This is a genomic window from Pseudomonas sp. 7-41, assembly GCF_021233075.1.
GTDB lineage: Bacteria > Pseudomonadota > Gammaproteobacteria > Pseudomonadales > Pseudomonadaceae > Aquipseudomonas > Aquipseudomonas veronii.
In genome coordinates, this window is the sequence record NZ_CP089551.1 from 538,869 (window position 1) to 551,841 (window position 12,973).

Consider the following 12,973-nt stretch of genomic DNA (forward strand, 5'->3'; position numbering starts at 1 on the left):
TATCGGGAACATGGATTGATGCACGAATAAAACCGGGCTCGATCAGCCAGTGCTCAGTTCGCGCGGGTGCTGGATTCGGCAAGCGTTGGGTAGTCGATGTATCCCGCCGCGCCGCCGCCATAGAGCGTGGAGGGGTCGAAGGCGGACAGCGGCGCAGCGGTCTTGAGCCGCTCCACCAGATCGGGGTTGGCGATAAACGGGCGGCCAAAGGCGATCAGGTCGGCCCTATCGTGCGCAAGGCGTGCGGTGGCCAGGTCCAGGTCATAGCCGTTGTTGGCGATGTAAGTATTCTTGAAGCGCTGGCGCAAGGCGTCGAAATCAAAGGGCGCCACATCGCGTGGCCCGCCGGTTGCGCCTTCGACGACGTGCAGATAAACGACGTCCAGGGCATTGAGTTGATCGACGATGTAATCGAACTGAGCCTGCGGATCACTGCTCGATACCCCATTGGCCGGCGAGACCGGCGAAAGGCGAATCCCCGTGCGATCAGCACCGATCTCGGCGGCCACCGCGGCTGTCACTTCCAGCAGCAGGCGCGCACGGTTTGCGATCGAGCCGCCGTAGGCATCAGTGCGCAGGTTGGCACTGTCCTTGATGAACTGATCCAGCAAATAGCCGTTTGCACCGTGGATTTCCACACCGTCGAAGCCTGCCGCAATGGCGTTTGCCGCCACTTGGCGGAAATCGTTGACGATGCCTGGGAGCTCGTCAATTTCCAGCGCGCGCGGCTCGGAAACGTCCTCGAAGCGATTGTTGACGAACACCTTGGTCGCCGCACGCAGCGCGGAAGGGCCTACCGGCGCCGCGCCGTGCGGTTGCAGATCCACGTGGGAAACTCGGCCCACATGCCACAGCTGCAGGAAAATCTTCCCGCCCTTGGCGTGTACGGCATCGGTCACCTTGCGCCATCCCTCTATCTGAGCCGCTGTGTAAATACCTGGCGTGTCCTGATAGCCCTGCCCCTGCTGGGAGATCTGCGAGGCTTCGGAAATCAGCAACCCCGCACTGGCCCGCTGGCTGTAATAGGCCGCAGCAAACTCACTCGGTACAAAACCCTTTCCGGCGCGATTGCGCGTCAGTGGCGCGAGAACCACGCGGTTCGACAGCGTCAGAGCCCCCAGTGTGTAGGGGGTAAACAGGTTTGAGTCGCTCATGGGTGTGTGTTCCGTGCCCGTTGGTAAATGGTTATCTCGCTTGCGATTAGGATGATGATCGAAATCTAAACTGTCAACGGTTTTGATTATGGTCGACATCTATGTATCATCAGCCGATGAATTTCAGCGGTAGAGAGGTATCGAACATGCGAGTGTCCAAGGCTCAGGCCCAGGCAAATCGGGAGCACATCGTCGAAACGGCGTCAGTCGTGTTTCGCGAGCGCGGCTTTGACGGAGTCGGCGTGGCCGACCTGATGGCCGCCGCCGGTTTCACCCATGGCGGTTTCTACAAACATTTCGCTTCAAAGGCCGACCTGATGGCCGAAGCCTCAGCCAACAGCCTTGCGCACTCACTGGCCAACGCCGAAGCATTGAGCGTGAAGGACTTCATCGATCTGTACGTCTCCAGGGAGCATCGCGACAGACGCGCCACGGGTTGCACCATGGCAGCGCTGTGCGGTGACGCAGCGCGTCAATCGGGCGACTTGAAATCGGCATTCGCTGAAGGCATCGAGCACATGCTGCAAACGCTCGGCGAAAAATACCCGACCGGCCCGGATGCGGCGCCGGGTGAGGCAAGGCAGAAAATGATCGACCTGCTGGCACGCGCGGTCGGCGCGATCACGCTATCGCGCGCCTGCCCTGACGACTCGGCGCTGGCGGATGAGATTTTGGCGGTGTGTCATGGGCAGATGATCGAGTCGTTGTCGGAGTAGTTGGGGGTTTGATGGTTGTGGGGGGCGGGGGAGGAGCATGATTTTTCTGTGTTGGGGGTAGCCCTTGGGGGGGGCAGGATTTGCTTGCTGACTCTTCCTTCAGTAACCGCTCGTTCACCCCCGAAACAACAAAGCCCTCGCATTTCTGCGGGGGCTTTGTTTTGTATGGCGGCACCAGACGAACGGTATCTTTGGACGAGGCTAGGATTTCTGCAGATCTGGAATGCGGTGGAAAATTTAGCGTACCCCAACTAGTAACTATAAATAAATCAGCTAGTTATGGCTTTCTGTGGAATCGAACCCGGGCCTTTCGAGGCATCAGCGACGTTGTCGCCGGAAGTGGCACTGACAAGAGTGACGTCTGTGCTAGCGGCTGCATTTTGAATGATGTCAATATGACGCCTTTCAAAGCAGTAACTGAGGCAAGGATGGCATCGAAAGCTTTTGCAAAATTCCATAAGACCGCCAGGCGTTGCGAAACATTAGTAGACGCCTATACGACGATCCACACGATGAACGCGGCGGATGAAAACGTCCCGTCAGCTCCCAAGGATATAATCCGCGCAGCGGTCGTGCTTGCAGTGGCGGCTCTGGACGCCTATGTGACCGACGTGTTCGTCGAAAAGCTAGCCACGTACCTTAAAAGGCAGCGCCCCGATGACTCGCTGGTTGAACTGCTTTTGAAAGCAGGCCTAGATACGCGTGAAGCATTAAGCCTTCTGACTATGGAGCGCCCCTACCGTCGTATACGCAATTTAGTACGATCATATTACGCTCAATATACCACCCAGCGATTTGACGTTATCGACTCCGTATTTCTTGTGTATCGATTAAATAAGCTAACTGACGCCGCTTTCAGGAAGGCTCGTCAGGCTCACATCAAGAGCCGGGTGGGGGACCTCATCATTCGACGCCATGAGATCGTTCATGCCGGAGATTACAATCAGGCAAACCGCATCCAAGATATTGACGAGGTTAAGGTCAAGCGATGGATTAAAGCGTTGGAAGACATGGTAACCGCTATGGACGAGATAATTTGCAACCGCATCCCGACTCCTGAGGCACGACGGGTGCCTGCGGTAGCGAATGACGCAGCGGCACCTGCCGCTCTGCCAGTCGCGGATGATGACCTAGAAGGGCCCATATTGGCCGAAGCAGGCGAAGATTGATGTGTCAACAATATTGGTGTTGATGCACTGGAATGGATAGCTGAAATGGAGCTTTAGTTTTCAATGATTGGTGCCAAGCTTCAGATTGCCTTTCGAAAAAATTCGAAAGGCGCACGCGGGGAAATTGCGTTCTTCCGTGCCTTCATAAGCGCATTCGACCGTAGAGAATAGGCTGAATCCGCCAAAAGCTGCCCGTGGTAACACGCAGCAGACGGCCAAGTGCTGTCATCCGGATGTGTCAACAAATTTGAGGACAATTCATATTGTTTACAAATACTGGCGTGATATTCTCGTCGGCGGCGGGCTGTGTGGACGGCGCTTTGGAGACATTGAGCCGACAGATTCTAGGTTGCTAGAACAAGGAGGTTCGACTCCTCCCTCGCCAACCCAATGAAGGTTTGAAATGTGTCATACCATGTCGAATTAGGTTGGAAAATCTTCTCCAGTCTTTCCCCACAAGGGATTGAAAAAACTAGGCTGGCTAACCCGCTTTTCAATATCAAAGGGGCTAGCTCTTTTTTGCGTACGCTTGGAGGCAATCCACGCGTCCCTTACGCGCCCACAACACTTGAGCCAACAAAGAACTTTCATCACGCGTTGCGGTCGTCGAAGAGCGAGCTAGGTGTTGAAGGAAAACAATTTACCTTCACGGTTTTTTTTGAGCAGGTACAACAACGCCTTCAAGTAACAGTAAGCTTGCGAAGATATTTATCTTGCATTTGCGCTTCAGTAAAAGTACAGGCTTTTGATGTCGAATGCCTTGCTACCATTGCCGGCTTGCAAGATATTAAATCCCATCATGGGTTGTTTAAGTTTGTTTCTGAAATTCTTGCGATCACTACTACCGGCACCGCTAGTATAAAAAAACTTTCCGCGCCTCCTAAAATCTTTCCAGCCATTCAAATTATGAATTTAGGTAGCGAGGCGGAAGATACGTTACATCGTCTAGTCGAAATCCTAACGCGTCACACTATCGAAGAATCAGACATAGTTGATTCGGTTATCCAAAAAAACAAGATCCATCGAATCGATAAAACATTGGTGCTAATAGATAGGCAAGGAGTTCTTTCCTACTTGCCACCTCACTGTAGCACCAATCAAATTGAAGGGAATATTCAACGTTTTAAAAACGCGTCCTCATTAATGGAATTTGCATGCGCAATTAAACGAGATTTAAAGTCTGATTTTATCTCTGGCAAGATCATTGAACCAATCATTAATGATGCGAAATATTTTTTACCTGATAGCATTTCTGCTCAGCGAATGTGGGGGCTATTGACGAGCGAATTTAGTATCCGACATGAGCTAGAGCAGGGGAACGAATTAAACTTAACTCCAATCTCAGAAAACATCAGCGCTCATGAATCCTCGTCTCCGCAGCCTAAACAAGTTGTTTTTCAGTTCATTTCCAATGATCAATACAACGTAACAGGACAAGTCGGAGCAATCGGCCCTAACGCTCAAGCTGTAAACAATACGTTCACCCAAGTCTTACAACAAGCGGCATGCGGTCTCGACCTACCTGCGCTTGCTACGGAGCTTGCGATACTTCGCAACTCAATGCGTAATCAAGCTACCGAAATCGAACACGACCAGGCAGTTGCTAGCATTGGCGCTGCGGAGAGCTCGGCTAAAAAACAAGATGGCGCAGGGGCATTGGAACATTTGAAATCTGCTGGAAAGTGGGCATTCGATGTGGCAACGAATATTGGAACCAATGTCGCGGCTAAGGCAATTCAAATAGCAATTGATCTGTAGCAAATATCTATAGTTAGATTTTTCCAGGACATTAGCAATGCCTATCACCATCCCTGATTCTTCATGGTACAGAAGCAAAAGCTCAGAGAAAAATGCTCCCGCCTCGTGCCCCTACGCAAATGTACATAAATGCCCAAGATACTATGCGAGCATATATATGCTTGGCGAAGCAAGAATCATCACCTCTATAAACGATGATAAAAAAGCGTCTTTGGATGCTTTTTGGGCTAGCTCCGAACTGCTACCAGTTATTGCTGAAGAGGAAACTTGCATACATGGTATTCAAGGAAACTGGAGCGCTTTTTCAAATTTTTGCCCTGAGGTTACTTTCGCTTATCTTCATTACTACGCAAGCTACTTGGCGAAATACGTAGATGAAATTGATAGCGACTGCGGGCGTAGGATTGCTGAAAGGGAAAAAACCCCCAACGATTGGCGATATGAGTGGGGCTTTATATCTCCCTGCCACTTTTTAGATTGTAGTGTGTACAATCAAGTCCATGATTTCAATTCAAAAGAAATTGATGCCAATAAGCGTTTGTTTCCAAAACATAATCAGGTTTTTGTTCAGCAGTTCATTTCTCAGGAGATTTCTATGGGTGACCAGTACAACGTAACAGGGCAGGTTGGTGCTATCGGGCCCAACGCCAAAGCGGAAAACAATACATTTAACCAAGTAATGCAACAAGCAGCATCCAATCTCGATCTACCTGCGCTTACTGCGGAGCTTACGACACTTCGCAATTCAATGCGTAATCAAGCTACCGAAGTCGAACACGACCAGGCAGTTGCTAGCATTGGTGCTGCGGAGAACGCGGCGAAGAGACAGGATGGCGCAGGGGCATTGGAGCATTTGAAATCCGCTGGGAAGTGGGCGCTTGATGTGGCAACGAAGATTGGAGCCACCGTCGCAGCCAAGGCAATTCAAACAGCAATTGGCCTTTAGTAACAGTCTAGCCAGTCAACTCAGCGAACTGCGTCGCAGCCACTGAATTTGAATATTAGTTTCCAGCATTGATCGTTTGCTGCCATTCCGAACAGGCAGCAAACGAACAAGAGCGGAGGTTCAGACATGCTTACTGACCGTCATAGGCACCTAGTAGAGATGACAGATAAGCTTGACAATTAAGTGGTGTCATTCGCTGGCCATCACGCGAGCGATTACTATGAAAATGTTCGGCGCACCCAAGCTCGTATCGGCTCGGAGTTCTGAGGTTTTCCCAGCCTAAGCAAATAATTAGTACATTTTTAATGCTCACCGAGTATGTCATTTAAATCGATAACTACGGCTGGCATTCCGGATAAATATCAAAATCTTTGAGCTATGAAGGAAGCAAATCATGGACGGTCGTGACAAAATCACTATTGACAAAAAAGCAGTAGCGCGCCATCCGGAAGCCCCTTGAGGCGTATTATAAGGCGTTAGGCCAAAATGGCTATGATGGGAGTGTCGAGCGCCCAGGCAACTGGGAAGAAGATGAGGAACTGTTCAAGGCGATATTCAAATCAAGTTATGTTTCTCGCCACTTAGACTGGCTCTATGTTCTCGAAATAGTTTATGCTGTAATTGATCACCACTCCCCGCTGAGCGCCGAGCAATTCGCTCAAAAGCTTGAGGATGCAATAATTGGAACTACCGGACAGCGGGACTATTTGGCGATCATCCCATTGGGCTTCAGAAAACCATTTGGATTCCCTCATCTAATTAAGCCTCCTCTTTTGCGACAATTTAAGTTGGGGGAGTTCACCTTTTCTCCGCCAGCAACCTCTGCCAAGCTCCTCAACAAGATAATCGTAAAGCACAATTTCCCCCCTGTAAGCGTGACGGACTTTATGCATGCAGCACGGACCTCACACGAAGCACTCGCCCGCGAAATCTTGGTAACTGTGGATGCTCATGGAGATGAGGATCGTCTTCGTTTTAGCGTGGAGTCAAAATTTAGAACCCTAAGTAGACTGATAGAGGTTTTCGCCAACCTATTCACAGGCACCGACGCCGGCTTCGGTCATACAGGGGCGGTTAATCATTTTTTCCTTCTTAGCAAAACAACAGGTGAATTCAGAAGATTCCCAACCACAAAGTCGCTGTCATTCAACTTTGAATTGAGTGAAGAACTACTGAAATTTCTTAGAAAGCCCGATTTCGTTTTTTTCTTTGAGCATTTGAACTCATCCAAGGAGAGCATGTATTCCCGCATGCGGAACGCATTTAAATTTTTCTCAATGGCGTTCAACGCTGACGACAAGGTGGCAAGCTTTCTATTTTACGTTATATCCATTGAATCTATATTTTCGCGAGACAAAAGCTCCCCAATTAAAGCAACGCTTGCTGACTTCTCATCTTTACTTTGCTTCCCTGCCGAGCAACGCCTAAACGCTCACCGTATGCTCCGCGAAGCATACGATTTGAGGTCTTCAATAGTCCACTCTGGTGTTTCCTCTGTTACTGGTAAACACGTTGAGGTCGCGAGATCACTAGCTGCTCGTGCTCTCTATTGCAGCATGTTTTTGTGTGAAAACTTGAATGAGGGACCTGGGAAACTAGAGGACAAATTTTTCGATCACTTACGTGATCGGAAGCTGGGTGTTACCAAGGCTATTGTTCCGCGTGAGATGCAGTTTTTTCTGGAGATAGATGATCACGATGAATGATCGTTCGTTTCGCCAGGCGGGGTTCAGGGAGCTAGGTGCGTTGAAGTTGATGATGTAAAGGTCGATACGGGTCGATAGCTGCCCCTCCATATTGGCCGCTATACTTTTTTTTGCGACAGTCCGCTGGGTCGGTTGCAGCCGGTAGCGGAAGGCAGCATTTGGCTGTTTTCTGACCTTCGTTTAGCGGTTGAAGTGCCAGGGTTTTCCTAAGCGATGGGAGAGTAATTGCATGGTCAGCAGATAGTAATAGCGCGTTGATTCAGCGTGCTGGTTTAGGTGGCAATTAAAAAACCACTCAAGATGCTTTCTCTGCCAAGTCCATGGATTGTCGCGTTGCCAGCGCTCAGCGATTGCTGTTTGGATAGCCTTCGCCTGACGAAGGTGGCGGTGGCGTGTGGTATGCGACCCGGTCAGGACGCCTGACAGGAACAGCTCCATATCGAATGCCATGCTCATGCTCGACCCCCAATGTAAGCCGACACTACGTCGGTACGGCCGTGCCCCAGCTCATAGGAAACAGGGGTCAGACCACCATTATTGAAAACATGCTCTGACCCCTATTTTCCTAATTTAGCCGTGAGCGCGAAACCAGTTGCCATCCAGCGGCTATAACTGGCGTAGGAACCCCGTCGATGGTTGGATCATCAGCGTAGGGTGAGACCCCCACACCCCTGCTTGAGGGTGTGTATATGAATATCAAGCGTACTTTCAAGGGCTGCCGGCAATGGTGGCCCTTTTCTTTACCTGTCACAAAAGTGTGTAGCGCTTGTATAGCTGGTCGCCGGGGGAAACGCTGTCCTGTCTTTTTTCATGGGGCTTGTTCACTCCCCATCAGGCGTCGTCTGCATTGTCTTCCATGATCGGCAGACCAATGCAACGATCAAATATCTGGATCAGCGGGCCATCGTCGCCATGAAATGACTGATGATTCGCTTTAATCCATTCTTGTTTGTCGACTTCCCACCAATTGATCTCGTAACCCGCGTTGATGATGATCCATTCGAACAGCATCCGCTGGGCTCGTCCGTTACCTTCTCGGAAGGGATGTGCGACGTTCAACGTACTGTAGGACTCGGCGACGGCTTTGAGCAGTAAGTCGCGTGAATAGCCTTCAAACCAGCCGTTGGACTCGACTTTTCGGAATTCTCTGGCGGCTTCCGGCTCTATGCGGTCAGGGACGCAGAACTGATTTCCACCTTTGCTGATCTTTACCGTCCGGAGCTCGCCGGCCCAACTATAGATAGCCGAGAATAGGGTACGATGAATTTGTTTCAGAGTATCCAGGCTGTATGGCGGCTCTATGAACTCAAGCGCGCTCTGCGGCAGCCTCGGTGAGATAGCGTTCGGCCTCGTTGAGGTCGTCCTCATCATGCAAATCAAGTAGGTTTTTGAGGGTACCTGTTCCCCGGTAACAGTAGGGATCCTGATCGACCCCGTATTTGTCATTACTACTCAAGCTTTGATTTGCCGAACGGCCATGAGCGCAGCTTCGCGAGTGGGAAGCTTGTGATCGTCATTTGGAGAGGTCGTAAAACCCTCGAGGCGCAAGCTGGCCGCGAAGTTGGATTTACGGTGTTTGGCGAAGTAGGCTTTTTTGGCTTGAAAACTCAGCTTTTCCACGTCTGCTCTCCACGGATGTGTGCCCGAGAGTATAGCTTATTCAACTAGCTGTTTGGCTCTGCATCAGCGCTACTCGTCGCCTTGGGAGATGCTCCCACCGAAGGCCGGGCTGGAAGGACATTTCGTCAGGCAAAAAAAAGCCTCGCATCGCTGCGAGGCTTTTTAATATGGTGCCGGCACCAGGAGTCGAACCCGGGACCTACTGATTACAAGTCAGTTGCTCTACCAACTGAGCTATACCGGCGTGTTAGGGCGACGATTATAGCGATTGAAAAAGTTCTGTAAACCCCTGAAATCTGACTATTTTTGCGAAAACCCAAGTTTTCGCCCTTCGCCCTGCATTTACCCGCTTCTCCCGCAGCCAAATGCCCCGATCAGCGCTCGTGCATGGCCTCTGCGCGGGATTTGATGATTGGCTTGAGCAGGTAGCTCAAGATGCTCTTCTTGCCGGTGATGATGTCCACAGAGGCCACCATGCCGGGGATGATCAGCAGAGGTTTGTCGTCGGTGCCGAGGTGGCTGCGGTCGGTGCGCAGTTTGATGACGTAGAAGGTGTTTTTCTTCTCTTCATCCATCACGGTGTCGGCGCCGATCTGTTCGAGTTTGCCTTTGAGGCCGCCGTAGATGGTGTAGTCGTAGGCGGTGAATTTGATCATTGCTTCCTGGCCGGGGTGGAGGAAGGCGATGTCTTGCGGGCGGATCTTGGCTTCTACCAGCAAGGTGTCGTCCAGCGGTACGACTTCGGCGATGTCGCTGCCGGGCTGGATCACGCCGCCCACGGTGTTGACCAGCATTTGCTTGACGATACCGCGCACGGGGGAGGTGACCATGGTGCGGCTGACGCGGTCTTCCAGGCCTTTGGAGGTGGCTTGGGCCTTGCTCAGGTTGGTGCGCGCTTCGTTCAGTTGAGCCAGGGCTTCGCTGCGGAATTTGCCGCGGGTCTCGTCGATTTTGCGTTGCACTTCGTTGATGGCGGCCTGGGCGCGGGGGATGGCCAGGGTGGTGCCATCGAGCATGCCGCGGGTTTCCACTTCGGAGCGTTTGAGGCGCAGCACTTCTACCGGCGAGACCGCGCCCTGTTGTACCAGCGGTTCGGACATGCCGATCTCCTGGCGCAGCAGGTTCAGGCTGTTGCGGTATTGGTCCTGCTTGGAGGCGAATTCACGCAGTTCCTGCTGGCGTTGCAGCAGTTGTTGTTGCAGCCCGCCGATTTCGTCCGACAGTTGCTGGCGTCGGCTCAGGTACAGCGACTCTTCGTTCGAAGCCTGGTTGGGCACGGCTTTGCGCGCGTCTTCGGTAATGTTCAGCGGGCGATTTTCGACTTCGGCGCTGAGGCGCTCCACGCGCAGTTCCATGGCCACGCGGTCGGCTTCGGTTTCGCCGACGTTGGAGGCAAAGCGTGTGTCGTCCAGGCGTACCAGCGGCGCACCGGCGTCGACGATTTGGCCTTCATGCACGTAGATCTGGGCGACGATGCCGCCTTCCAGGTTCTGGATTTTCTGGATGCGCGAGGAGGGGATCGCCTTGCCTTCGCCTTTGGTCACTTCATCGATGATCGCAAAGTGCGCCCACAGTATCAGGAACACGAAGAAGCCGATCACGCCCCAAATGGTCAGGCGCACGATGCGCGGGGCGTCGTCGACCAGGGCTTTTTCGACTTCGGGCAAGGGCTGGTCTTCGAGCGAGTCGGTGCCTCTGAAATAGCCGAAGATGACGTCTTTCAAACGGCGTGGGCCGGATTTAAGCAACACTGATCTGCCCCTTTTTCAGCGCTTCCATGACGGCCGCTTTTGGACCGTCCGCGAGTATCTGGCCACGGTCGATCACCAGCAGGCGATCCACCAGGCTCAACAGCGAGGCGCGGTGGGTGACCAGAATCACCGTCTTGTTTTCGATCACCGACTGCAAGCGCTGTTTCAGGCGCTCTTCGCCGGTGTTGTCCATGGCGCTGGTCGGTTCGTCCAGCAGCAGGATCGGTGGGTTCAATAGCAATGCACGGGCGAGGGCGACGTTTTGTCGCTGGCCGCCGGAGAGGTTTTGCCCGCGTTCGCCCACTTGCAGTTCGTAACCCTGTGGATGCAGCCTGGCAAATTCATGCACGCCGGCCAGTTCTGCGGCTTGCAGCACCATTTCGTCGTCCACGTAGCGCGCACCCGAGACGAGGTTGTCGCGCAAGGTGCCGGCCAGCAGTTGGATGTCCTGGGCCACGTAGCCGATGTTGTGGCGCAATTCGCTGACATCGATCTGGCGAATGTCCACGCCATCGACCAGCAACGAGCCCGAATCCGGCTGGTAAAGACCGACCAGCAGTTTGGCCAGCGAGCTTTTGCCCGAGCCGCTGCGCCCGATGATGCCGATCTTCTCGCCCGCCCGCACATTCAGGTTGATGCCGCGCAGCGCCAGGTTTTGTTGGTTCGGGTAGGTGAAGTCGACTTCGCGGAACGTCATCGCGCCTTGCAGCGCCTTGCGGCTGAGCGGGCGTTCGTCGTAGTTGCGTTCTTGCGGCAACTCCATCATCTGGTCGACCGAGACCATCGTCACCTTGGCTTGCTGGTAACGCGTCAGCAGCCCCGACAGTTGCGCCAACGGGCCCAGTGCGCGGCCGCTGAGCATGTAGCAGGCAACGAGGCCGCCCATGCTGAGGGCGCCATCAATGATCTGGTACACACCGAAAATGATCATCGCCACGCCGGCCACTTGCTGGATCAGCAAGGTGATGTTCATGGCCAGGCCGGACAACACCTTGACCCGCAGTTCCAGGCGGCTGAGGGTGCCAATGGTCTGTTCCCATTGATACTGGCGCTCGCTTTCTGCGTTATTGACCTTGACCGCATCGAGCCCGGCGAGGGTTTCGATCAGGCTCGACTGACGCTCGGCGCCCAGGGCCATGGTGCGTTCCAGTGTCGCAGTCAGCGGTTTCTGGAGCATGTGGCCGATACCCAGGGCCAGCGGGAAGGCGATGATCGGAATCCACACCAGGTGGCCGCCGAGCATGGCGATCACCACCAGGATGATCAGGGTGAAGGGCAGGTCGATCAGGCTCGCGAGGGTCAGCGAGGTGAGGAAGTCGCGCATCCCCTGGAATTCATGGATGTTCTGCGCAAAGCTGCCGACCCGCGCCGGGCGCACTTTCATGGCCATGCCCACGATGCGCTCGAACAGCGTCGCGGAGATGATCAGGTCGGTTTTTTTGCCCGCCAGGTCCAGGCATAAACTGCGCAGGCTCTTGAGCAGCAGATCGAACAAGTACGCGCCGCAGATACCGATGGCCAGCATCCACAAGGTGGCGGTGGCCTGGTTGGGGACCACGCGGTCGTACACGTTCATCACAAACAGTGGTGCGGCCAGGGCGATCAGGTTGATCACCAGGCTCGCGGCGATTGCGTCGGCGTAGAGCCAGCGCGAGCGCTTGAGGGTGTCTCGGAACCACGAGCGTGCGCGCGGGATCAGCGTGCCGCTGGTGATGTCAAATTTATGCTGCGGTTGGGCGAAAAATACCCGACCGCTGTAATCCTGACTCAAGGTTTCACGGCTGACCTGTACTTCGCCGCCGTCGCTTTCGCTGAGCAGCAGTCGCGCCGTGTCGCCTTCCCAGCCCAACAGCACCGCGCTGCGCCCTTCCTTGAGCAGCAGCATGGCGGGCAGTGCGATGGATGGAATCTGTTCCAGCTTGCGCTGCAGCAACCGCCCCTGCAAACCCGCCCGAGCGGCTGCACGCGGCAGCAGCTCGGCGCTCAGACGCTGGGCCGCGAGTGGCAGCCCAGTGGTCAGCATTGCGCGGCTGGCGGGTTTGTAATGCAGTGAGCAGAGTGTCAACAACCCGTCCAGCAAGGGGTCGTCATGCTGACTGCGCGGGTCATGGTTGAGTTGCGCCACACCTATTTCAGAATCCAAGCTGACTCTC

General features: G+C 53.6%; 10 protein-coding genes, 1 tRNA gene and 1 pseudogene. 5 read left to right on the top strand and 7 right to left on the bottom strand.

Translation table 11 applies throughout. From position 1 onward, the window contains the following. Positions 1-53: 53 nt before the first annotated feature. Positions 54-1,154, bottom strand: a complete 1,101-nt coding sequence (locus LQ249_RS02365) for an alkene reductase (RefSeq protein ID WP_232566597.1) — start codon at positions 1,152-1,154, stop codon at positions 54-56. A gap of 146 nt (positions 1,155-1,300) precedes the next feature. Here LQ249_RS02365 and LQ249_RS02370 point away from each other — a divergent pair, with 146 nt between their 5' ends. From LQ249_RS02370 to LQ249_RS02390, 5 genes are all read left to right on the top strand, one after another. Next, on the top strand, positions 1,301-1,870 hold the full coding sequence (locus LQ249_RS02370) for a TetR/AcrR family transcriptional regulator (protein ID WP_046488718.1): 570 nt from the start codon (positions 1,301-1,303) through the stop codon (positions 1,868-1,870). A 395-nt stretch (positions 1,871-2,265) separates the two neighbouring features. Beyond that, positions 2,266-3,039: a HEPN domain-containing protein gene (locus LQ249_RS02375; protein WP_232566165.1), complete on the top strand. Its 774-nt coding sequence runs from the start codon at positions 2,266-2,268 to the stop codon at positions 3,037-3,039. 405 nt (positions 3,040-3,444) lie between these two features. Then, on the top strand, positions 3,445-4,797 hold the full coding sequence (locus LQ249_RS02380) for a hypothetical protein (protein WP_232566166.1): 1,353 nt from the start codon (positions 3,445-3,447) through the stop codon (positions 4,795-4,797). Positions 4,798-4,834: 37 nt separating this feature from the next. Then, a complete protein-coding gene (locus LQ249_RS02385) occupies positions 4,835-5,743 on the top strand; it encodes a hypothetical protein (protein ID WP_232566167.1) in 909 nt (302 codons plus the stop codon). A gap of 707 nt (positions 5,744-6,450) precedes the next feature. After that, complete coding sequence (locus tag LQ249_RS02390; protein ID WP_232566168.1) at positions 6,451-7,449, top strand: HEPN domain-containing protein; 999 nt, start codon at positions 6,451-6,453, stop codon at positions 7,447-7,449. A gap of 180 nt (positions 7,450-7,629) precedes the next feature. Here the strand turns inward: LQ249_RS02390 and LQ249_RS02395 are convergent, their stop codons facing one another. The 6 genes and pseudogenes from LQ249_RS02395 to LQ249_RS02420 form a co-directional block, all read right to left on the bottom strand. After that, positions 7,630-7,905: a hypothetical protein gene (locus LQ249_RS02395; protein ID WP_232566169.1), complete on the bottom strand. Its 276-nt coding sequence runs from the start codon at positions 7,903-7,905 to the stop codon at positions 7,630-7,632. Between the two features lie 375 nt (positions 7,906-8,280). After that, positions 8,281-8,905 (bottom strand): annotated as a pseudogene (locus tag LQ249_RS02400) (Fic/DOC family protein). Continuing rightward, positions 8,902-9,069: a YhfG family protein gene (locus LQ249_RS02405; RefSeq protein WP_090234743.1), complete on the bottom strand. Its 168-nt coding sequence runs from the start codon at positions 9,067-9,069 to the stop codon at positions 8,902-8,904. The pseudogene LQ249_RS02400 and the gene LQ249_RS02405 overlap by 4 nt, the downstream one beginning before the upstream one ends. A 168-nt stretch (positions 9,070-9,237) precedes the next feature. Further along, positions 9,238-9,313, bottom strand: a tRNA-Thr gene (locus LQ249_RS02410). Between the two features lie 130 nt (positions 9,314-9,443). Continuing rightward, positions 9,444-10,820, bottom strand: a complete 1,377-nt coding sequence (locus tag LQ249_RS02415) for an HlyD family type I secretion periplasmic adaptor subunit (RefSeq protein WP_046385021.1) — start codon at positions 10,818-10,820, stop codon at positions 9,444-9,446. Further along, positions 10,810-12,963: a type I secretion system permease/ATPase gene (locus LQ249_RS02420; protein ID WP_046385020.1), complete on the bottom strand. Its 2,154-nt coding sequence runs from the start codon at positions 12,961-12,963 to the stop codon at positions 10,810-10,812. The genes LQ249_RS02415 and LQ249_RS02420 overlap by 11 nt, the downstream gene beginning before the upstream one ends. Positions 12,964-12,973: the final 10 nt, after the last annotated feature.